19 protein-coding genes and 2 pseudogenes are annotated in these 21603 nt (G+C 55.6%); 12 read left to right on the top strand and 9 right to left on the bottom strand.

The window, feature by feature from the left end; all coding sequences use genetic code 11:
• Nucleotides 1–22: 22 nt before the first annotated feature.
• The 4 genes from HYPGJ_RS11590 to HYPGJ_RS11580 all read right to left on the bottom strand — a co-directional run bounded on the left by HYPGJ_RS11590 (nucleotide 23) and on the right by HYPGJ_RS11580 (nucleotide 3288).
• The gene (locus HYPGJ_RS11590) at nucleotides 23–688 is read right to left on the bottom strand and encodes a hypothetical protein (protein WP_143440517.1); all 666 of its coding nucleotides are present in this window, start codon (nucleotides 686–688) and stop codon (nucleotides 23–25) included.
• 57 nt (nucleotides 689–745) lie between these two features.
• Nucleotides 746–991, bottom strand: coding sequence for an AlpA family phage regulatory protein (locus HYPGJ_RS18805; RefSeq protein ID WP_200185728.1), 246 nt, complete (start codon nucleotides 989–991; stop codon nucleotides 746–748).
• Between the two features lie 95 nt (nucleotides 992–1086).
• The gene (locus HYPGJ_RS11585; RefSeq protein ID WP_143440516.1) at nucleotides 1087–2025 is read right to left on the bottom strand and encodes a hypothetical protein; all 939 of its coding nucleotides are present in this window, start codon (nucleotides 2023–2025) and stop codon (nucleotides 1087–1089) included.
• A gap of 723 nt (nucleotides 2026–2748) precedes the next feature.
• The gene (locus tag HYPGJ_RS11580) at nucleotides 2749–3288 is read right to left on the bottom strand and encodes a flavin reductase family protein (RefSeq protein WP_083984110.1); all 540 of its coding nucleotides are present in this window, start codon (nucleotides 3286–3288) and stop codon (nucleotides 2749–2751) included.
• 68 nt (nucleotides 3289–3356) lie between these two features.
• Here HYPGJ_RS11580 and HYPGJ_RS11575 point away from each other — a divergent pair, with 68 nt between their 5' ends.
• Nucleotides 3357–4964 carry an acyl-CoA dehydrogenase family protein gene (locus HYPGJ_RS11575; RefSeq protein WP_244466103.1) on the top strand — a complete coding sequence of 536 codons (1608 nt, stop codon included), beginning with the start codon at nucleotides 3357–3359 and terminating at the stop codon, nucleotides 4962–4964.
• Between the two features lie 23 nt (nucleotides 4965–4987).
• Complete coding sequence (locus tag HYPGJ_RS11570) at nucleotides 4988–5623, top strand: GTP cyclohydrolase II (protein WP_046847299.1); 636 nt, start codon at nucleotides 4988–4990, stop codon at nucleotides 5621–5623.
• Nucleotides 5624–5858: 235 nt separating this feature from the next.
• Here the strand turns inward: HYPGJ_RS11570 and HYPGJ_RS11565 are convergent, their stop codons facing one another.
• A complete protein-coding gene (locus tag HYPGJ_RS11565) occupies nucleotides 5859–6494 on the bottom strand; it encodes an HTH domain-containing protein (RefSeq protein ID WP_046847298.1) in 636 nt (211 codons plus the stop codon).
• A 375-nt stretch (nucleotides 6495–6869) separates the two neighbouring features.
• On the opposite strand from HYPGJ_RS11565, the gene HYPGJ_RS11560 reads away from it, so the two are divergent.
• The 10 genes and pseudogenes from HYPGJ_RS11560 to HYPGJ_RS18800 form a co-directional block, all read left to right on the top strand.
• On the top strand, nucleotides 6870–8192 hold the full coding sequence (locus tag HYPGJ_RS11560; protein WP_046847297.1) for an acyl-CoA dehydrogenase family protein: 1323 nt from the start codon (nucleotides 6870–6872) through the stop codon (nucleotides 8190–8192).
• Between the two features lie 87 nt (nucleotides 8193–8279).
• A complete protein-coding gene (locus tag HYPGJ_RS11555) occupies nucleotides 8280–9554 on the top strand; it encodes a (Fe-S)-binding protein (protein WP_046847296.1) in 1275 nt (424 codons plus the stop codon).
• A 15-nt stretch (nucleotides 9555–9569) separates the two neighbouring features.
• Nucleotides 9570–10397 (top strand): (Fe-S)-binding protein, encoded by an 828-nt coding sequence (locus tag HYPGJ_RS11550; protein ID WP_052750889.1) that lies wholly within the window; start codon nucleotides 9570–9572, stop codon nucleotides 10395–10397.
• Nucleotides 10394–11233 (top strand): electron transfer flavoprotein subunit beta/FixA family protein, encoded by an 840-nt coding sequence (locus tag HYPGJ_RS11545; RefSeq protein ID WP_046847295.1) that lies wholly within the window; start codon nucleotides 10394–10396, stop codon nucleotides 11231–11233. The genes HYPGJ_RS11550 and HYPGJ_RS11545 overlap by 4 nt, the downstream gene beginning before the upstream one ends.
• Nucleotides 11233–12207 carry an electron transfer flavoprotein subunit alpha/FixB family protein gene (locus HYPGJ_RS11540; RefSeq protein WP_046847294.1) on the top strand — a complete coding sequence of 325 codons (975 nt, stop codon included), beginning with the start codon at nucleotides 11233–11235 and terminating at the stop codon, nucleotides 12205–12207. Before HYPGJ_RS11545 ends, HYPGJ_RS11540 begins: the two co-directional genes overlap by 1 nt.
• Before the next feature lie 193 nt (nucleotides 12208–12400).
• Nucleotides 12401–12889, top strand: a complete 489-nt coding sequence (gene ribH / locus HYPGJ_RS11535) for a 6,7-dimethyl-8-ribityllumazine synthase (RefSeq protein WP_046847293.1) — start codon at nucleotides 12401–12403, stop codon at nucleotides 12887–12889.
• A gap of 709 nt (nucleotides 12890–13598) precedes the next feature.
• On the top strand, nucleotides 13599–14918 hold the full coding sequence (locus HYPGJ_RS11525) for a porin (protein ID WP_046848354.1): 1320 nt from the start codon (nucleotides 13599–13601) through the stop codon (nucleotides 14916–14918).
• Nucleotides 14919–15287: 369 nt separating this feature from the next.
• Nucleotides 15288–16592 (top strand): serine hydroxymethyltransferase, encoded by a 1305-nt coding sequence (glyA, locus tag HYPGJ_RS11520; protein WP_046847291.1) that lies wholly within the window; start codon nucleotides 15288–15290, stop codon nucleotides 16590–16592.
• Between the two features lie 78 nt (nucleotides 16593–16670).
• Nucleotides 16671–16808 (top strand): annotated as a pseudogene (locus HYPGJ_RS19480) (transcriptional repressor NrdR); the annotation flags it as partial.
• Nucleotides 16809–17296: 488 nt separating this feature from the next.
• Nucleotides 17297–17437, top strand: a pseudogene (locus tag HYPGJ_RS18800) (3,4-dihydroxy-2-butanone-4-phosphate synthase); the annotation flags it as partial.
• Between the two features lie 139 nt (nucleotides 17438–17576).
• On the opposite strand, the gene HYPGJ_RS11510 reads toward HYPGJ_RS18800, so the two are convergent.
• Genes HYPGJ_RS11510 through HYPGJ_RS11495 form a run of 4 tightly spaced genes read right to left on the bottom strand, consistent with a single transcriptional unit; the run spans nucleotide 17577 to nucleotide 21565 of the window.
• A complete protein-coding gene (locus HYPGJ_RS11510; RefSeq protein ID WP_046848353.1) occupies nucleotides 17577–18386 on the bottom strand; it encodes an ABC transporter ATP-binding protein in 810 nt (269 codons plus the stop codon).
• A 26-nt stretch (nucleotides 18387–18412) separates the two neighbouring features.
• Nucleotides 18413–19432 carry an iron ABC transporter permease gene (locus HYPGJ_RS11505; RefSeq protein WP_046847289.1) on the bottom strand — a complete coding sequence of 340 codons (1020 nt, stop codon included), beginning with the start codon at nucleotides 19430–19432 and terminating at the stop codon, nucleotides 18413–18415.
• Nucleotides 19429–20472, bottom strand: a complete 1044-nt coding sequence (locus HYPGJ_RS11500) for an LLM class flavin-dependent oxidoreductase (protein ID WP_052750959.1) — start codon at nucleotides 20470–20472, stop codon at nucleotides 19429–19431. Before HYPGJ_RS11500 ends, HYPGJ_RS11505 begins: the two co-directional genes overlap by 4 nt.
• A 49-nt stretch (nucleotides 20473–20521) precedes the next feature.
• Nucleotides 20522–21565 (bottom strand): ABC transporter substrate-binding protein, encoded by a 1044-nt coding sequence (locus tag HYPGJ_RS11495; RefSeq protein ID WP_046848351.1) that lies wholly within the window; start codon nucleotides 21563–21565, stop codon nucleotides 20522–20524.
• Nucleotides 21566–21603: the final 38 nt, after the last annotated feature.

The following is a 21603-nucleotide window of genomic DNA, read 5'->3' as shown; positions in this document are numbered from 1 at the left end:
GAGATTTGCGGGGGCTTTTTCTTCACGCGGCATCTGCGTAACTAATGTCCTGTGTTTCTCGGGTTTTCTTGCTGGAGACCACATGGAGACCGTCTTCATGCCGGCCCGAGCCCGGCAACAAGTCCGGCTCGCCCGGTACCTGGACCGGCTCCTGTCCGACCTGTACGTTGACGACCGGCAATCGATAGAGAGTACCGCGCTGAGTGCCGGTTCGCTGCCGGACAGCCGCATATTCCGGCGTCATTGTCCGCCGCTTACCGACGCGCAGGTTTCGCTCGGACAGTGCACCACGCACGAAGATCGTCTGAATTTCGGCAAAGCCTAACTCGTTGTTCGCCCGGCGCCATAGCTCGTCAATTTCTGCGGCCGTGAAGAGACCGGTGAGGGCCGCGTCATTCGCCCAGCGGATGAAGTGATCGACGGCTTTGTTAAGCTCGACGGCTGGCCGCAAGGGACGGAAATGGATCGGCTTCTCTCTTGGCTTCAGCGGCCGGTTCGTATCCGTCCAGTCATCGCGCAGGTCATTATCCCTTTCGTGGACCACCTGTATTTGCGCGAGTGATGCTGCGTCGGCCTCGAACTGGGATGGCGCTACCGTGAGGGTTGGCAACTCCATAGGGTAGATTGGCGGCGGCAAGGAACGACCCAGAAACGCCCGGGCGAAGCGTTCAAGACTTACTCTGGACATTTCTCGTTCTTTCCCTCGAACAAGCCAGCACAGTTGATAACTCGATGGCCCAAAGCATCAGATCCCTAAGCTTTTCGCGGCCTCAGGTCGGCTCGCGATGAAGGCGTCGACATCACTCTGTCGCCAGCCGACGCGCTGTTTTGTGATCTGAACGGGTCGGGCAAATTCACCGGCTCGTACAAGCGCGTAGAAGGAAGATCGAGAAATTTGGAGCCGTCCTTCATAAACTTCACGGGCGCGTAGAAGACGCTCCGAGGTCTGCAATTGGGGCAGTCGCTGCCCATCATCGACTTGGATCGCCACGGGATTCTCCTCGCATCGGTGCGGATCACTTTGGACAGAGTGCTGTGATCCGGGGCATCGAAGGAGTGGAGAAAAAAATCGGAGGCGTGGAGAATTTATTCGGTCGGGGACGAAAGGTGAGGAGGAACGAGTAAACGGAGACGAGATGAGGTTAGAACAGCTTCTGGCTTGGCGGGTGGACGCTGAACGTAATCTTGGCCTTCCCAAAAGGCCGTTCTTGCCAACACAATCTCGATAGCCTCACGCACCGTCCGCGAAATGCGAATGGGCCCTTCAACGAGCGCCTCCCGGAGAACTCGCAATCCTTCTACCTCACCGCTATCGAGGTATACGAGCAATGCATAACTGAGGACTTCTATAACGGTCGGTGAATGAGAGGCACAATGGTAGCAGGAGACGAATGAAGCTTCCTGCAACTTACGAAAATCAACTACCTCGATACCCAAGTACTCCAGGAGGAGACGACGGTGCTCATACTCGGTGCCTTGAGAGACTATTTTTTGGAAGCGTCTCGAGTCGAGCGCCCACCTAGACGACACCTCGGTACTGTCCAAATAGAGGAAGCGACTGACAACCGTTCGCCTTAGCTCGGACGCGGGTGTACGCTGCGAGCAAAAAACCATTTCAGCGATGATCTTATTTTTTAAGAACTGCCGCGACTGTCCGCGGCGGTTGCGAATTCGCGCGCTTTCGCCAACCGCATAGCTACGGCCGTTGCTTCTGATCGCTCGAAAACTATCCCTCGTGTAAATGGCCTCGTGCTTTATCTCGTCGATCGGTTTCCCTGTCGGCTCCCAATGCAGGACGGCAATGTTCTCGGCGTGCTCGACTGCGCGGTGGACAGTGGCCTCGACCGCCCGGGAAATGGCAGTCTTTGAAGCACCGACTAGCTTATGGCCGTTGCGTCGCAGTTCGGTCGAAGCGAGCGAATAGCCAAAACGCACTGCTTGCGCGTGCTTGCCAAAAATAGCACCGCTAATCAGTTTTGGAGCGCCCCGGCCGTAGCGGCCTGATCTTTCATTCAATCTGGTCACAAGCTAACTTCCCTTTTAGCTTGTCGTTTATACACCGCATAAGCCTTGGTTGGAACGACATGGATCATTCGCCGCAAAGCGGCGTGTTGTTCGCCCAGACGGAGAAAAGCACGCCCTCATGATGAGAGCGCGCAGGATTTCAATGCTCCGCGTAGGCTGTGGGATAAACTGAGGGACGCGCTTACCGGTGCCTCGAAGGTTGCACGACAGATCAAGCCGTTATGAGACTAATTTGGCGGTCACTCTCTCCGCCAGATTGTCCGGAAAATTCCGTGTTTTTCCGCGACCTAATATGTTCTGTCGCTGACTTACCCATCCCTCAACCCATCTGCAATCGAGGCGCATACGGACTGACGTAAGTCCCGGTTCGAGGCACGCCAATGTCACTTGAATTTCCTAGTCAGGTCGTTGCGGCCAGCCAGTTTCTAATTTCGCAACTGAAGCTTTCAACGCTCACCCATTAGACTACGAAGCGCCGTCGAGGTTGTCGATTACAGCGCCCGACGGAAACCGGCATAAGCACGTTTGACAAAGCGCAAAGGGCAGACCTCACATCTTCGCTAGGTTCCGACGGTTCCGACGGCAAGAACTAATAACGAGGTTCTCATCGTCAAAGACGCAGCACTCCCACCGCCTTGATCGTTTCACTGGTGTGCTCGATGGCCTACCTTCAGTCGCGGTCGACAATTGAAATCAAAGAAATAGGGCCGCGCAGTCTGACGCTCAAATATGCGCCACCAACCCATATTTTGTATCGTGATAGATCAAGGGTGCCATGGCTTTGGTGTCGATATTCGTCACGTGCGCGACAAACACCGTGTGCGTACCAATTGAAATTCTTCGTTGAATTGAGCACTCAAGATGGGCAGCGGCGCCATCGATCAAAGGCATACCCGCAGCACCAAAAGTGTAGCCGCCAATCTTGAATTTATCATCGATTTTCGCGGCAAAATGTTCGGCGATGCCTTTTTGATTGTCCGCCAGAATATTGATGGAGAAAGCACCTCTGCGATCGATGTGCTGATGCGTGCGAACCGATTTGTTGACGGCAATAAGTACGGTAGGTGGGCACACGCACACACTGCAAACGGCCGTTGCCGTGAAGCCATAGCACTTCCCATCCTCCTCAGTTGCGATGACGGTGACGCAACCCGCGAGCCGACGCATGGCGCTTTTGAAGGTGTCTGCATCGACGATAGATGCTTTTCCGACGAGCCTAGCGACGAAGCTGTGCAAGACGTCCTTCACAGTAGCAAATTGCATAGCACTTTCCCTCGTGACTTGGTGAAGACGTGCAGGCAAAAAGAAGTTCACTTGAGCTTTTGTTATATATGACGGTAAAATATGTTTTTAATCAATACGGAGTGTTCTGCTTTGAAAGCTTGGCCATAAATCAGAAGGAAAATCAGATGGCTATCGACTTCACACTGACATCCGATCAGCGAAGATTGCAGCGCAATGCACGTGAGTTTGCCATCGATATTTTGCAGCCCCTCGTCCGGCAGGCAGACGAAATGCACGATCCCCAGAAGGCCTTCGAGGCCATGAAGCCGGCGTACATCGAATGCTACAAACTTGGTTTTGCGACGGGTTTTTTGCCCAAAAAATATGGCGGGGGCGGCATTAGCAACGTCGATTTGCAAGTCGTCGTTGAAGAGATTGCTTCGGTCGATCCTGGTTTCGGGACCGTGCTGCTGGTCAACGGTTTGGCGTTGATGCCTTTAGTTTGGTTCGGTTCCGAAGATCAGAAGCGGCGCTGGATTGGGGAAGCTACCAGCGATCCGCGTGGAGAATATCTCGCTGCCTGGACTATAAGTGAAGCTGCCGGAACTCCGGGGGGTACTGCGAACTTCGACAGTGAATACGGAGCACCAGCGGGGATTGGTCTTGTTGCAAAGCACGACAAAGGGCGTGGCGAATATATTCTGAACGGGAACAAGTATTGGCCTTGCAACGCCGGCGGCTGGGACCTAGCTGGTGCAAATATCAATGTTTGTATCGTCCGCACCGATCCCCTCAAAGGCGGTAAGACTGGGCTGTCTGCGATAATTGTCCCGCGCGGAACGCCTGGCGTGACATATCATGAGCCGATTTCAAAGATCGGCCACCGCCTTTGCCAAAACAACTACATGGTCTTCGAGGACTGCCGGGTGCCCGAGGAAAACGCCTTTGCGATTGGCGACGGCGACCTGGTTATCAGCAAGGCCTTCACTTGGTCTGGTCCCGTCGCTGCGATCGCGGCAGTCGGTGTTGCCCGCTCGGCTTATGAATACATTCTCAAGTGGTCAAAGACCTACACCGCTGGTGGAGGAACGCCGATCATTAATCACCAAGCGGTCGGTTATCTTATGGCAGAAGTTGCGATGAAGATCGAAGCTTGCAGGGCCTTTGCTTGGAAGGCGGCGCACTATCTCGATCTGCACGATGCGGAAGGTCACGCTGTTGCTGCCATGGCGAAAGTCCACTGTGGTGAAACGCTCTTCGGAGCCGTCTTTCGCGCAATGCAGGCAATGGGCGTCAACGCATTGGACAAAGCCCATCCTGTAGAGAAATTTTTGCGCGAGTCACTCGTGTTCCCCCTATACGATGCCGGCAATATCGGCATGCAGATGCGGAAAATTTGGGGGGTAATGAAGGATTCAGAATTTGACCCGCGGGCGATAGCCGACTGTCGGCCTATCCGGTTTGACAAATCCATGGAAGGTGCCGGGACTTGGATATCGAATGAAAGCACCTCTAATTTGTCACGTCAGTCAGCGACGAACCCGGATGGCTGCAAATTTACGAAAGCTGACATTCCCGAAGCTATCACCACTGGTCGAGAGACGAGCAAATGTGCAGGCGGGGATGTTGCGACGCCACGCGCAGCTTTAGCTAAGACACGCAAAACTCGCCAAGGTGCTAGCGATCGCAATCGCATTGGCGAGAAGAACAAATAGACCTCGAAAGGTTCTTAGAGCAGATGAAGCCAAATCCATCGGCAAGATCGCCCTTTCCCCTTGCTGGGGGCGCTGAAACGCTCCTTCCTATTGCGTTTCAAGGTCGCGAGCTTCTTCTTGAAGCTCATGCTTTTCGAGGGGAGTCTGCCGACCACGAGGTTATTGTACTTGTCCATCGTAGCGAACATGCACGCCCTGATTCTGTGCCCGTTGTGAGGGTTCATTCCGGTTGCTTGACGGGTGATATATTCCACTCTCTTCGCTGCGATTGCTATGAGCAGCTTCAGGCAGCGCTTATCGCGATTGCAGACACATCCTTCGGTGCCATCGTCTATGTCCCGTATCACGAAGGTCGAGGTATTGGCCTGTTTAAAAAAATTCAGGCGTATGCTCAGCAGGACAGAGGATTGGATACTATCGAAGCCAATATCAAGATTGGCGCTCCTGTCGACGGTAGAGACTATACGTTAGCCGCTCGTGCGTTGCATGACCTCGGCATGACCAATATCAATCTGCTCTCGAATAGCCCGGCAAAAGAACTGGCGCTTCGGGCATTGGACATCAATATCGTACGACGATTGCCGCTTGTGATTCCGCCCAACAAATTCAATCGGCGATATCTCGAGACGAAGCGCGAACGGATGGCGCACGATCTCTAGGGTAGCGCACTTCAATAGCTTTCAATTGCTGCGGCAAATCCCCGAGTCCTGCAGGGGCCCAAAAAACGACGGCGCTTTCCATGCTCTGGATTGATGAAGGAGCCGATCTCTATACGGCCAGTCGGCGCCCCGTACGTTTAAATGTCTATAGACGATGGACGCGGACATATATCGATTTTGCGCCCTTTATGGGGGACTGCCGCTCTAACCAGCAAGGGTAGGAGTCGGTATGAGGTTACGAAGGCGCCTTAAAGCGAAATCGACACGCATCTTCGCCCTGTTGCATGCATGTTTCATGTTCGACCTCGACTCCCATTAATCCGGACAGGAAGCCAATATCAAATCTGCATACCGCGGTGAATTCCTTCGAGAGATCGTGATACACGCAATTTTTGCATTCGATCCTCGGAAGCTTTTCATTTTTCTTGCCGGGAACGGTGTAGGCGGAAAAGCCCGTTTCGTTCATGATTTTTACAATCTCATCCACGCGCTCCGCACGATTTTTTCCTACCAATCTCGGGATTGCGACTGCGGACATATCCACCCCGAGGTCGAACATGTACTTCGCCAATCCTTCGCTTCCTACGCTCCTTTCAAGTGCCTGGATAAGCACTCTCGAGAACCAGGAATATTTTTTCGGAAAGGTATTCGTGCCTTTTTCCGTGAGGACATAAACGCGGCCGGGACGACCTTTTGTTTTTCGCGCTGTCACCTGCTCTATGTGACCTTCGCGCTCGAGCACCAAAAGATGTTGATTAATGGCGCTTCGGCTTAGTCCGATAGAATCCACGAGCTCATCAACGGTCATGCCAGTCTTATGTTCTAGCAGCCGTCTCAGAACCTGTTGCTGGCTGTCGCCGCCGACAAGCATGTTTGTAGCGCTCTTAGTTTGTAAACCTTCGCCTATTTCAACGATTTATAGCTAAACCTGCGTTCGGCGCAAGGTCTCCGCCGCGACGCACGCCCATCAACATTTAGGTCTATTGGCGGTAAGCCCCCGGGAGTGCACGTCGACCGCCTTATCCATTCCGAGGGGCCAGCGAAAAAGCGGCGCTTTTTTGCAAAAATACTTTTGACTAAATAAACTGCATAAAATATACAAAGGCGGTCTGCACGTCATTTACCTCCTCGGCGTGATTTCACCTGCCACGCGCCGGCGCTAGATCGCAGGGGTCTGCCAAGATCTTTGCGATCCTTCCGGGCTGGCTGTTGATCGAAAAACAACAAGCAATTGGGATGAAATGCCATGATCGATTTTTCGCTGACCCCGGAGCAGCAAACCTTGCAAAAAGTCGCAAGGGAGTTCGCACAGGATATTTTAAAGCCGCTTGTCCGTGCGGCCGATGCCGAACCTGATCCGCTTAAGGGTTTTCAGACGATCAAGCCGGCCTACGAAAAGGCCTATGAGATGGGCTTTGCGACGGGCTATCTGCCGAAAGAATATGGCGGCGGCGGCCTCACGAATATGGACGTTCTAATTGCCGTCGAAGAGATTGCGGCAGTCGATCCAGGTTTCGGTTGCATTTTGCTGGTCAACGGTTTGGCGCTGATGCCGCTGCTTTGGTTCGGCAATGACGCGCAGAAAAAGAAATGGCTAACGCAGGCCTGCACGTCGAAATCAAAGGATTACCTGGCAGGTTGGTTGGTGTCTGAGCCGGCCGGAAGCCCCGGCGGAACGGCGAACTTCGACCATCCCAGCCCGAAAGCTGGCATCCAGGTGACGGCAGATCTCAAGAATGGCGAATACGTCATCAATGGCCGCAAGTACTGGCCATCGAGCGCTGCTGGTTGGGACATGAAAGGCGCTGACGTCAACGTCATGGTCGTTCGCACGGATCGCAATAAGGGCGGTCGCGGTGCCCTGTCGTGCGTCATTATCGAGCGCGGTACCCCAGGCATTACTTACGAACCTCTGATAGACACGATGGGGCAGCGCCTCAACCAGAACGCCGACATCCACTTCAACAACGTCCGTGTTCCGGCTGAGAACGTTTTTGCTCTGGGTGATGGCGATCTTGCTATCAGCAAGGCCTTCACGTGGTCAGGTCCTGTTGCTGGTATTGCCGCCGTCGGCACAGCGCGCGCTGCCTACGAGTATGTTTTGAATTGGGCGAAAACATACACGGCAGGCGGTTTGGATCCGATCATCTATCATCAGAACGTCGGCTATATGCTTACGGATATCGCAATGCGCATCGAAGCATCGCGCTATCTCTCGTATAAAGCCGCGCACTATGCCGACAGCCACAACTACGAGAACCATGCTCTCGGTGCGATGTCGAAGATATACGCAGGCGAGACTTGCTTCCAGGCCGTCTACGACTGCATGCGCGTCATGGGCATCAACAGCTACGATCGCCGTAGCCATCCGTTGGAGAAGTACCTGCGCGACGTGCTGTGCTTCCCGATCTACGACGCCGGCAATATGGGTATGCAGCGTCGTAAGATCTGGGGTGTCATGGCGCAGGAGAACTTTAATCCGCGGGCCTTCATGGACAATGAGCGCATCGAGTTCACGAAGGAGATGGAGGGTATCGGTACAGCGGGAACACCTCCCCCCAAGGGCTAAGTAAAGTCTAAGTCCCACGTTTCCTCTGTACTTGGGGTGTGACTCGCTCCCGCGTCACACCCCTTTTTCATCGCAAGCAGACAAACGATGCCCGTACGCGAAACATTCGGCCTCGTGCCGCCTGGAACAGTGTCGATCTTCTATCTCGTGTTTCTGCCATTCGCAGCCGTATTCGCCTATGGTTTGTGGTTGCGGCTGGGTCGTTCCGGGTTGGTACTTGCAATTCTGCGCGGTCCAGGAGGTCTCACCGGCGCAGTACGGCGTCTGCTGCTCAATGTTTTTCTTCAGAGGCGCGTTGGCCGGCGTGCTCGCGGTTGGCCGCATCTGGCGATTTTTTCCGGCTTCATAACATTGCTTCTGGCGACCACGATTGTCGCTATCGATTGGGATATTGCACGGCCTCTAGGATTTCGCGTGTTGAACGGAGCGCGCTATCTTTATTTCGAATTCATCGTTGACGCCCTCGGTTTGATTTTTGTTGTTGGATTGACCGGCGCCCTCGTTTGGAGGCTCGCGAAGCTGCCGCAAGCAGGGCCGGATCAACGCCGGGTTCAATACCAGTTTTTGGCTTTGACGACGGTCCTTTTGTATCTTGGCGTGACGGGCTTTCTGCTTGAATCTCTGCGCTTGATCATTCGTCCTACGGAGTGGGCAAATTGGTCATTTGTCGGTGCGCATTTGGCAGCAATGCTTTCCGGAACGGGTGTCGAGGCGATCGCGCCGACGCTCTACAACTGGATTTGGTGGGCGCATGGCTTGGTTGTCTTTGCGCTGATTGCGTCGCTTCCATACACCGTTTTTCTTCACGCGGGTGCCGCGCCGCTCAACGTCATGGCGCAGCCTGGCAAACCTAGGCTTGAACTCAGCACGCCGTTCGATCTCCGCGAGGTTTTAGAAAGTGGCAACTTCGACGTAAAGCCTGGGGTAGCGACGTTTGCCGATTTGGAACCAGAAATGCGCTTCGCGGTCCAGGCGTGCACAAATTGCGGACGTTGTGACAGCGTTTGCCCAGCCTTCGCGATGGGTACGGCTTTGTCTCCTCGCAGACTCGTGCAGACGCTCCGCAAAGTGATGCTGCGTGGAAACATTTCAGACGATGTTCTGACGTCAAAAGTCATAACGGCGGAGGAGCTTTGGGCGTGCACCTCATGTGCTGCGTGCGTCGAGGCGTGTCCCGTCTTCATCAGGCCGGTTGATTATATCATTCCGTTTCGACGCGAACTCGTCAGCCGGCAGATTCTTCAAAAACGGCAGAGTGATTTTCTTGCCAATCTTGGCCGCAGCGCAAACCCGTACGGTTTAGCCGCCGAGCGACGAGCGCAGCTCGCCGAAGAACTTGGTTCAAAGCTGGATAGTCAATAGGGAATGGAATTGCGCATGAGCCAAGATGCAGAAACCTTGGACGACTGGATCTATTGGACAGGGTGTGCCGCGAACTACGATCCTCGCATTGCCGCCGTAGTCAAGGCAACGACGAAGGTCCTCCGCGCTGGCGGTCTCAATGTGCGTTTCCTCGGATCTGAGGAGGCGTGTTCTGGAGATGCAGCACGACGCCTCGGCGAAGAAGGTCTTTTCCAACAACTCGCGTTGCAAAATATCGAAACGCTTCAACGGCACCGCGCACGGCGGATCGTGACGCACTGTGCGCACTGCTTTCACGTCATGAAAAACGAATACACCCGCTTCGGTGCGGACTTTGAGGTCATGCATCACGCGGAGCTTATATCTCGTCTTTTGGAAGATGGAAAAATACGGTTGCGCGGCGATGCCGATGTGCAAGTGACAATTCACGATTCCTGTTACGTCGGTCGCTACAACGGAATCTTCGACGCGCCTCGCTCGGTTGTGAAGGCTGTCTACGGTGAAAAGCTTGTCGAGATGCCAAGAAGCCGTAGGGACAGCTTTTGCTGCGGCGCCGGTGGCGCGAATTATTGGTACGACGTCGAGAAGAAAAAGACGCCGGCGGGTGCGCAACGCGTAACTGAGGCGGTTCAGTCGGGAGCTGAGCTCGTCGTTGCTGAATGCCCATTCTGCATAAAAATGCTCGAGCAGGGGGCGCAGATTTCCGGCGCCGACGACAAAATTCGCGTCAAGGACATCGCCGAAGTCGTGGCGGATGCGCTTGACGTTAGCGATACGGATTCACACTCAAAGACCGAAAGCTCCGCCGCGCGGTCTTCGCACGATGGAAGGGAAAATTCATGACGAACACGGACGGCAATCAATCGCTCAAGATCCTGGCTCTTATAAAATTTGTTCCGGATCCTAATCAGTTGAAGGTCAACTCAAACGGTCGTCCGGATTTAGGGGCGGCGCCATTTCGAATCAGCACCTTCGATGAGAATGCCATAGAGGCCGGACTTCAGCTTTGCTCCGCACACGGAGGAGGCGTTTACGGTGTAAGCGTCGTACACGGCAAGGCGCCGCCTCGGGATGTCTTGCTCAGGGCGATGGCTATGGGACTGGAGAAACTTTATCTCATTGTCGATCAGGATCATCTCCTTAATGAGCCTTATCGTCTTGCCGCGGCCCTCGCGTCGGCGAGCCGATTCATCTGTAGCGAGGAAAAGATTTCAGAATGGGATCTGCTTATTTGCGGTGAGGCGTCTGCGGATCAATACAATGCCCAAGTCGGCCCGCGATTGGCGACTGCATTGGACATTCCAGTTATTGCCTATGCTACGCGCATCGAAATCAGGGACAGCACCATCGTAGCGGATCGCGCCCTGGAGGACCGGTCGGAAACCTTGCAGGCAAGCCTCCCGTGTGTGGTGACTGTTGGCATGGAAATCAATCAGGCACGCATTCCCACCGTGCTGCAAGTCATGGGTGCAGGCCGAAAGCCGATCCGCGAAGTCTTGCTTGCCGACTTACCGGGGTTGGACGTCGAATCATTCAACGAAGGCCCCTCGCTTTCGACGCTTGATGTTCTGGCGCCGGTGCGGGCTCGTAAAAACATCATCGTCGAAGGTAATGACATCGCAGCAAAAGCCGCAGAGCTTCTTGCGAAGCTGGGTGCTGATGGAGAGGTAAAGTTCTGATGGACGCTACAGGCATACTGATATTTTCCGAAGATCAGGACCTTGTTCTTGAGCTTCTAACTGTCGCGCTCTCGCTGAGAGGCGATGCCAACGATCCGATCTTCGTAGCCGCGATCGGTGAAGCGCCTCAAGCTATGGCGGAGACGAGCCTGGCGCATGGCGCAGACGAAATTCTAGTAGTGAAGACATCGGCCGAGATTGAGTCCGACGCCGGACAAATGGCTGCAATTCTTCATGAGGTGGTTGAGAAGGTTCATCCGGCGACGATTTTGGTCGGTGCGACGCGCCTCGGAGCGGATACGGTAGCGCGCCTTGCTCAGAAGCTGAAGGCGCCCTGCGCTAGCGATTGCATGACACTAAAACGGATCGCCGATGGTGAGATAGAAATTACACGACGGGTCTATGGCGGTCGCTTCGTCGCGCTGCAGGTTCTGGAGGGCTCGCCGCGGATTGCGTCGATTCCGCCCAATAGATTTGCCAAAGCGAATCCCGTGCAGGCGCCGAAAGCTTCGATCAAAGAAGTTCCCATCACCTCGTCTCCGCCGCGCGTTCGTATTCTAGGGGCGGCCCAGCGTGTGCGAAGTGCCGTCGACGTGACTAAGGCGGAAGTTATTGTGGCAGCGGGTAGAGGAGTGAAGAAGAGGGAAGATCTGGCGTTGCTGAACGGGCTCGCCGACACGTTGGGGGGCGTTCTCGCTGGATCGCGTCCTCTGACGGGCGACGTCGACTGGCTGCCTGTCGATAGCCGCATTGGGCTTTCAGGTCAGACCGTCAAACCCAATCTTTATGTGGCTTGCGGTATTTCCGGGCAGATCGAACACATCGTCGGCATGAAGGATTCGCGCACCGTAGTTGCGATTAACAGCGATGCAAAAGCGCCAATACATGCCGAGGCGGATTATAGTGTCGTCGGTGATCTCTATGAGTTCGTTCCAGCATTTATGGAAGCATGCGCGCGCGCTCGGCAAAGCTGAGTGCACGATAGGTAGATAAGCAATCCATTGCTTCTTGTCCGATGGCGGGTTGGTGGTTGAACGGAAGTTCACCGCCAATTCGTTTGTGGCGCGGGCCAACAGATCATCAGCGGCTTGGCGGGCATGATCTGCTGATCTGCTGGACAGTTTGCTCCGGAGTTAACCTGTCAACAGAAGCTATAGAGAACTCGATATGGTTCGGAGCACGTTGCCAGCGCCTTTGAAGGAAAACGCCGCGTTTCACCTTCGAGCGCATATTCTTTTCATTGAAGCGAGATTTTACGAAGATATTGCAGATTTGCTTGTCGAAGGCGCCGCCCTAGCGTGCGGTCAGCACGGCATTACGTACGAGCGAATCGTTGTTGCAGGTGCGTTAGAAATTCCACAGGCGTTTGCTGCCGCCGTTGCGGCGCGCAAGGCGGGCATCTTGAAATTTGACGGCGTGGTTGCGCTCGGATGTGTCATTCGCGGCGAGACGGCACATTACGATGTCGTTTGCAACAACACCAATCATTGGCTGATGCATGTTGCGGTTCAGCAGGCAGTGCCGGTCGGTAATGCAATTCTCACGGTAGATACTCGTGCCCAAGCGTTAGCCCGTGCTGAAGGCGGTTTGCGCGGCAAAGGTGGCGACGGGGTGCGTGCCTGCGCGCAGCTCATAAAAATCGCACGATCGTTCTAGCTTAAAACGCCTGGCTTTAATGGTCGAAGGCGAGTCCAAAAAAACTTGTGGCATCATCCTTAAATTCTTTTGACACATAAAAGCATTTAAAGTAGCTTATATGGTGATAGCGTAGTGGCTCCGTGCTTGGGGGATCGTAAGACCAAAGAAGTTTTCGAGATGCGGCGCGGTACGCGTTGAAAGTGGGGAACGATCAGCTTTTGGAGAGAGTGAATTCGGCGTCGTCACTAGCCGCCTCAAGGTCGGCTCGTATCGGGGTCGGGATTTCCATTCACGCACTGTCAGAATAAAAAAACGAAAATTGGTATATCTCGAGTACGCTAAACGCAATCACCGAATTGATTGTGGGCAATTGAAGAGTGCTCGTTCGGATTGGTGATTTGGCTCGCGCTGTCTTTGGAAAAGAATACGGCTCGGTTCTAGTGCCAAATGCATCAAAAATGACGAGAAAATCAATAATAATAGCGCCTTTTTGGCGGCTGCCGAGTTTGTATAATTCCAAAAATTTGGAAGGGCTGATCGTAATCAGATTTATGAGTAAGATATTCATTGAATTGTGAATTCAATTTTTAGCAACAGCGAAAAACTGGAATTAAAATGTAGCGGTTTTTATCATGAGAATCGCGAATTAAAGTTAAATAGAAAAGTGAAGATAGTTGGTGGGGAGTGCGAATTGGCCGGAGTAACGGTCGCATTAGGGGCAATGGAAATGAGCAAGATGAAGTTTGGGGCGCCTGTACTACTCAGCCTGGCAGGGCTGTTGGCGTGGGGGGTACCAGCGGATGCCGCTGATCTGGGCGGCAATTGCTGCGCCGATCTTGAGGAACGCATAGCGGAATTGGAGGCCACCACCGCGCGTAAGGGAAACCGCAAGGTTTCACTCACCGTATCGGGATGGATCGGCCAGCAGGTGATGTGGTGGGACGACGGTTCAGAGTCGAACGCCTATGTTCACGATCTCGGATCGGGAATTGCGAGCAATGTGAAGTTTACTGGTGAAGCGACAATCACTCAAGGTTGGACGGCAGGTTATGTTTTGCATCTTGAAACAATTGGATCGGACAGCTTGTCGACCAATCAAGATCGAGCTGACGGGTTCAATGTCGTAAGCCAAACATCGGGGTCCAACGGAGTTTCGGCCCTGCAGTCGTATTGGTTCATCAAGAGCGATCAACTCGGCAAGCTGTCGGTCGGAAAGCAACATACGGCATCGACCCACGCGGCCATTTTCATCGATGGTTCAGGCTCGGCACTTTTTGCGAACTGGGTCGCTTACGATGTTAATAGCTTCGGCATACGGATGAAAAATGGGGCGTTTGTCGGCCCGACAGGTCCTGTACGAACAGCATCCGAATCGGCCTTGATCTGGGGCGGCGGGAGATACTGCCAGAGCGCCGGCGGAGCCCTGGGCGATTGCGATGGTTTTCCAAGGAACGTCGTTCGATATGACTCGCCGACCTTCGCGGGTTTTTCGGGATCGGCCTCTTGGGGCGAGGACGACATCTGGTCGCTTGCCGGGCGATACGCCGGCGAGTGGGCTGATTTCAAGATTACCGCTACGGCGGCATATTTTGAGAGCACTGACGAGAATCTTAATCTAGGAGTGAGCGCTACTCAGCAGTATTTTCAAGCGGCTGCATACCTTCAGCACATTCCCACAGGTTTGTTTGCTTACGGAGCTTATGGACACGATAGCTATGACTCCGCTCCGGGGCAATCGGAGGCATACCACCTGAAAGGCGGAATTAGGCGGAGTTGGAATTCGCTCGGCCATAGCGTCCTCTACAGCGAGTTCTTGCACGTGCATGGCACCGGGGAATTTTCGCAATCAGCGCAAATCGCGAACAACTTCGATGCGACCGAAAACACAACTAAGCTTTGGGGTATTGGAGTCGTGCAGGAAATCGATGCAGCAGCCATGTCGATTTGGTTGAAATATCGTCACCTTGATTATGCGGACGATAACCAAGTCGGAGTGAGCTATAAAGGATTTCAATATGTCGGTGCTGGCGCCATGATTAGCTACTAACGCTGACCTACCCAATCACAGCATGTCAAAGCGCGGAGGGAGTTGAGGGAATAATAAACCCGCAACTCCTTCTCCCGTGACAAAATGCGAATGCGGAGAAGATCCGTTTGGCTTTGACCAGAAAACCGTTGAGAAGGCACCTGCGCTCCAATGGGCTGATGTTCCGAGAGCACTCGATCAAATTTCCCACCTTCTCGGTCGAGGCAATGAGGTTGCCCAATGTGATCTGCAAAGCAGATCTCGCCAATCGAATCCCGCCTCCTCTTCCAGCGCGGGAAATACGCTAGCGGGCTCATTTCGACCATTCGGCGTGGTCCATGCCCGAAATGCCAGAATTCAAAAAATCATCCTTTTTCAGAGGAAACCCTGATGTCGACCGCACCGGCCGCTGGAACTTCGCAGACGTCGCGTTTTTTCAAGGCGCATGTTTCGGAAACCGATCCCGAAATCTTCAGCGCGATCCAGAAAGAGTTTGGTCGCCAGCAGCATGAGATCGAGCTCATCGCCTCCGAGAATATCGTCTCGCAGGCTGTCCTCGACGCCGCTGGCTCGGTGCTGACGAACAAGTATGCCGAAGGCTACCCGGGCAAGCGCTATTACGGCGGCTGCCAGTTCGTCGACATCGCCGAAGAGATCGCAATCGATCGCGCCAAGAAGCTGTTCAACTGCGGCTTCGCCAACGTGCAGCCGAACTCCGGCAGCCAGGCGAACCAGGGCGTATTCAACGCGCTCGCAAAGCCCGGCGACACGATCCTCGGTCTGTCGCTCGCAGCCGGTGGTCACTTGACCCACGGCGCGCCCGTCAACCAGTCGGGCAAGTGGTTCAAGGCCGTGCACTACACGGTGAAGCCGGACACGCACCTCATCGACATGGAGGAAGTGAAGAAGCTGGCGCATGAGCACAAGCCGCGCATCATCATCGCCGGCGGCTCGGCCTATCCGCGCAAGATCGACTTCGCGGCCTTCCGCGCCATCGCTGACGAAGTCGGCGCGACGTTCCTCGTCGACATGGCGCACTTCGCCGGTCTCGTGGCGGCTGGTCTCATCCCGAGCCCGTTCCCGCATGCGCACGTCGTGACGACGACGACGCACAAGACGCTTCGCGGTCCGCGCGGCGGCATGATCCTGACGAACGACGAAGACATCGCGAAGAAGGTCAACTCGGCGATCTTCCCTGGCATTCAGGGCGGCCCGCTGATGCACGTCATCGCTGCCAAGGCCGTTGCATTCGGCGAGGCGCTGCGTCCCGACTACAAGGTCTACATGAAGAACGTGATGGACAACGCCCGCGCTCTTGGCGAGGTGCTGGTGCAGAACGGCTTCGCGCTCGTCTCGGGCGGCACCGACACGCACCTCATCCTCGTCGACCTGCGTCCGAAGAAGATCACGGGCAACAAGGCCGAGAAGGCGCTGGGCCGCGCGCATATCACCTGCAACAAGAACGGCATTCCGTTCGACCCCGAGAAGCCGATGGTGACGTCGGGCATTCGCCTCGGTTCGCCGGCCGGCACGACGCGCGGCTTCGGCGTCGCCGAGTTCCAGGAGATCGGCCGTCTGATCTCGGAAGTGCTCGAAGGCCTCGCAAAGAACGGCGAAGAGAACAACGGCGCCGTCGAGGAAGCCGTCAAGGCCAAGGCGACGGCGCTCTGCGAGCGCTTTCCGATCTACGCCTGAGCCGCACTTAATAACTCACTAGGGTTCCGCGGATGGCTAAGAGCCATAAACTGTCTTTCTTGCGGCTAGGAGTAATCGATGTGCCGTCCGTTCTGAGGAAGGGAGGATAGCCAGGTTAAGGACAGCCGGGCGTGGGGCGAAAACGCTGCGATCCGCCATCGCCGAATTTGTTCGGACAGTAATGGACGTTTCGAGCGCGCGCGGATTCGCGAGTTGGCCGCCGATGCGCGCAGGCATCTCGATATCGGCGAGCGCTGCGGTGTCGAGCTCGACGATGCGGCGAGCCAGAAGAAGCACTAGCAGGGATGTCCCACAATTAGCGTTTTCGACATATGGCCGGCGCGCCGTCCGACGACGAAGCGCTAAGTGCCGTCGCGCGTCAGCTCGGCCCTTGGCGCTTTCGCTCGGGATCGTCGCGTGATGGGGAGTGATCGATGTGGCGGTTTCACCGCTTCACGGCAAAGGAATGACGTTAGGCGATGTTTACAGGATTGAATACGGACGTCGGTGAGGTCACGTCCAAATCGGCCGGTAGGTTTGTCATATGCACGGCCCACGTCCTCCGCCCGGAGGATGCTGGGTTGTCGATCTGCTGCAACGGCGTCTGCCTGACTGCGACTTCGATCAAGCCGCTGGCGACGGGGTCCGAGTTCCGCACAGCCTGACGGTCACGACATGGGGCGGCAAAATCCCCGGCGCGCCGCATGGTCATTCTGGTGGACGCGGAGGACCGCGAGAACGAGGGCGACCTCATTATTCCGACGCAGATGGCGACGCCGGACGCCGTCAACTTCATGGCTAAGCATGGTCGCGGACTTGTCTGCCTGACGTTGACGCAGGCGCGGGCAGGAACTGCATCTGGATTTCATGCATCACCTGCGCATGCGCGCCGGCTGCGTGCTCCTCGCCGAACTCCAACGCGGCTCAAAAATCCGATCAGAAACTGTCGCCAGGTGCTCAATTCAACGGGCTCCATTGGACTGTCTAGCTTGGCTCGCGCGGGAAAAATGCGGCGCGATCTTTACTCAGCGAAACACATTCGACATCGATTCCGTAGAGGCTTCGCAAGCTTGCGCTATTCAGGATTTGGTGAGGACTTCCTTCTTGAGCCAGGCGGCCGTTGATGAGCAATGCGACGCGGCTAGACGCTTGATAAGCGAATTGAGGATCATGACAGGTTATCAGGACCGAATGACCGTCTTTCGCGAGATCCTTCAGATGCTGCGCGATCTTTACTTGATAGCCGAAATCCAAATTTGATAACGGCTCGTCCAGTATTAGGGTGGAAGCCTCCTGGGCGAGTGCGCGTGCGATAAGCACTAGCTGGCGCTCGCCGCCCGAAATACCGCTATAGACCCGGTCCGCAAGATGACGAATCTCGAGTTTATCAAGCGCCGACTGTACGGCGACATGATCAACTTCTCGGGGGCTACTCAATAGGCTTCTTTTTGGCAGCCGTCCCATCAACACCACTTCGCGAACCGTATAAGGAAACGGCGTCGTGTGGACTTGCGGCACATAGGCAATGCGCGTCGCGATCTGTCGGCTACTCAACGACGCGAGACGCAAATTCTCAACGAAGATTTCTCCTTGGGTCGGAGCCAGCAACCCCAGCAGCAGCCGCAGCAGCGTTGTTTTTCCAGCTCCGTTGGCGCCGAGGAGAGATACAACCTCGCCTCGCTCCAAGACGAGGCTGACGCCTTTCAATATCTCACGCTTATCGAAGCAAAAATGCACATCGCGGGCTTCAACGCGTCCTGCCGAAGGAACATCCGATCCGGCTTCTCGCTGCACGTCCGTCAACGTTCCGTTCCGAACTGTTAGAGCCACGCCCGCCGCGTGCGGCCAAGCACCAGAATGAACGCCGGAATCCCGAGCAACTCCGTCACGATGCCGATCGGAATTTCCGCCGTGGTGACGCCGCGCGCAAGACAATCGGCGCACAGTAGGAACAACGCACCCAGCAACGCGGAAAGCGGCAGCAACCGCGCATTGGAAGGCCCAAAGAGCAATCGTGCGAAATTCGGAACCATCAAACCGACCCAACCGATGATGCCAGCAATCGAGACTGAGAGCGCCGAGATCAGCGTTGCCGCAATGATCACGCCGTAACGCACGGCCTTGACGGGAACGCCGAGGGTGCGCGCCTCGTCGTCACCCATCGACAACGCGTCGAGCACCCGGCCACACAGCGTCAATCCGACGATACCCGCCATAATCGGTACGGTCACAACGGAAATATGCTTCATCTCGATCGACTGCAAACTTCCCATCAGCCAATAAACGATCGCGGGCAGCTGATTGTAAGGGTCGGCGGTATATTTGACGATCGATAGCAGCGCGGTGAAGAGTGCTCCGCTGATGATCCCGCCGAGAATGAGCGTGACCATCGTTCCGGGGCCAAACAGATTGGCAATCAGAATGCCGAGCGCCACCGCCAGCAGTGCCATCGCAAACGCCAGCAACTGCACCACGATCCAGTGCCCGGAAATCAGTAGGCCGATCGCTGCACCAAAACCTGCGCCGCCAAGCACGCCCAGAATCCCGGGTGAGACGAGTGGATTGCGGAATATCGCTTGGAACGCCGTGCCGGAAATCGCAAGCGCCGCACCGATCAGCGCGGCGGCGAGTACACGCGGCAGACGAATATCGACAATGATGTTGTGAAGCAGCGCATAGCGTTCGGGCGCAAGCTCGCGCAATCCCAGGCTCGCTTGCACAAATTCTCCGATATCGCTCAGCGTGAGCGGATAGCGTCCGAGCGCCAGAGAAAACGCCATGGCGGCAAGCAGCACAACACCCAACGAAAATATTGGCGCGGCCGCGCCGCCGGGCTTCATGCCGTCAGCCGCGAAGTGAGAGCTTGCTCGACGCGGGGCCGAACTTCGCGCCCGAGAAGCGTGAGCGAGCGATCCAAAAGATCAAACGGCAAAAACCCGAAGAATGCACTCAGTGCGTTGAGGTAGGTGATGCCGAGTTCGTCATGGAGTTCGAGAAAGCGTCGCGCGCAGGTCTCCGGGCTCCCGGCGATCACCATCTCGCGGTAGAACACCTCGGGATCGAGGTCGCCTTCCGTCAAAATCCCCTTGCGATTGAAAAGACCGAAGCCCTTCAGCCTGCCTGCAAGTTTTAAAACCGTCGGCCAGAGCTCTTCTCGCGCGCTGGCATCCGTCTCGCTGACGTAGACGAAACGCCCGAACGGCACGCGGGTGACATCACCGCCCGCGTCCTTGAATGCCCGCATCATGCGCCGCTGGTTCGCCATGTTCGTAATGCCATGACAGATGATCGCGTGCCCCTGGCGCGCCGCCCATGCGGCCGTTTCCTCCGTATACGTTCCGATGAAAACGGGTGGATGCGGCTTCTGAACGGGCTTCGGTTCGATGGAATACGAATTCTCGCCGAAGGGTACTTTGCGATCCTGCCAAGCTTCGAATAAAAACTCCAGCCTCGGCTGAAAACTGATATTCGCCGATTCCGGATCGATGCCGTAAACCTCGAGGTAGCGTGGGTTGGCTCCACGTGAGATTCCGAAGTCCACGCGCCCATCCGAAATGACGTCGAGCGTCGCGATTTCTTCCGCTAGCCGTACCGGATGATGCAGCGCCAGCAGCAACACCGAGAACCCGATTCGAAGGCGCCGCGTACGCGCCAGCATCGCCGAAGCGAGAACAAGCGGCGAAAGACAACGCCGTCCTTCGACTTCGACGATGCTACCCTGAAAGTGCTCTTCATTGAGCCACAAGCCTTCGAAGCCCAACGCCTCGGCCTGTTCCGCCAAGTCGAGCAGCCGCGACGACGATATCGCTTCAAGCCCTCCCGCGCACCCGGAAAGGCCGATGCGGAATGTTGGCGCTGCAGGCTTCATGTATTGCCGCATCATCCCCTCATTATTACAGCGGCGAAAGAATCGCTCGAATGATTGCAAATCATTTCGGTGCTCCGGCGCGACCCGTCAAAATCGTCTCCGCATCATCGCGACTGAGTTCGACCTTGAAGAAGTTGGAATAGAAATTTCGGACTTCGTCTTCGATCGCGACATCGGCAAAGAGATCGGGATGAAATAGCTTCGCCGCCCATAGCACCGTAAGCGGCTGCTCGACGGTTCGATTTCCCCAGGCGTGCACTCCCATTGGAATGGCGAAAACGCGCTTGGTCTTGACGGCCGATACGTTGGCGAGCCGCGCATCACCGTAGACATTTGGGATATCGTTCTCGGTTGTGACGATGATCACCTCCGGATCCCATGCGAGAATTTGCTCGATCGAAAAGTTGAACGCTTCTCCGATCCGTCCATCATCGGTGACGCTGCGCCCGCCCGCCTTGGCGATCCACCACTCGGCGATTTTATGCGGCTGTGTAAGACTTCTGTAATTGGCATAAAGCACTCGCGGATGCTGATCGTCCCGCAATGCATCCGTGCGGTCGGCGACCCTCTTCATCGTTTGATCAAAATATTTGTTATAGGCGTCCGCCGCATCGTGCCTTCCAAATAGCTCGCCAAGCAGATGCATCACGGATTTGACGTCGTCGGGTTTTTGCCACGACAAGTACAGCGCCGGAACATGCGTGCGCGCGAGCTGATCGATCGTCGCGCGATCCATCGTCAGGACGACATCCGGCGACGCCTCGATCACACCTTCGATGTTCGGACCCTGTCCAGTCTGGATGACTGGACGGCTCGCCAGACCCGGCGCGACGACGTACTGAAACCGCCAGCGCGGACCGCCGAGATTTGGCGGCAGGTTATTTGCGATCGATCCCGCTTCCCCGATCGCGAAAACGAAGCTGTTGAGAACAGGAACTGGCCCGATCGTTCCAACTCGCGTGATCTTGTCGGGCACCTCAACGGAGCGCCCGGCCATGTCCGTCACGAGTCGACCGGCAAACGACGGCACCGCGGTCGCGACTGCGAGAAGGATGGCAAGCCATAAAGCTCGCAAATGGAGGACGCCTGGGCATCGAACGCGCATGAAGCGGTATCCAGCTATCGACGGACTTTGCCCTCCGT

It is taken from the genome of Hyphomicrobium sp. GJ21 (assembly GCF_001006785.1).
GTDB lineage: Bacteria > Pseudomonadota > Alphaproteobacteria > Rhizobiales > Hyphomicrobiaceae > Hyphomicrobium_B.
The sequence above is the reverse complement of the archived record's forward strand: the minus strand, read 5'-3'. Positions and strand labels throughout refer to the sequence as shown.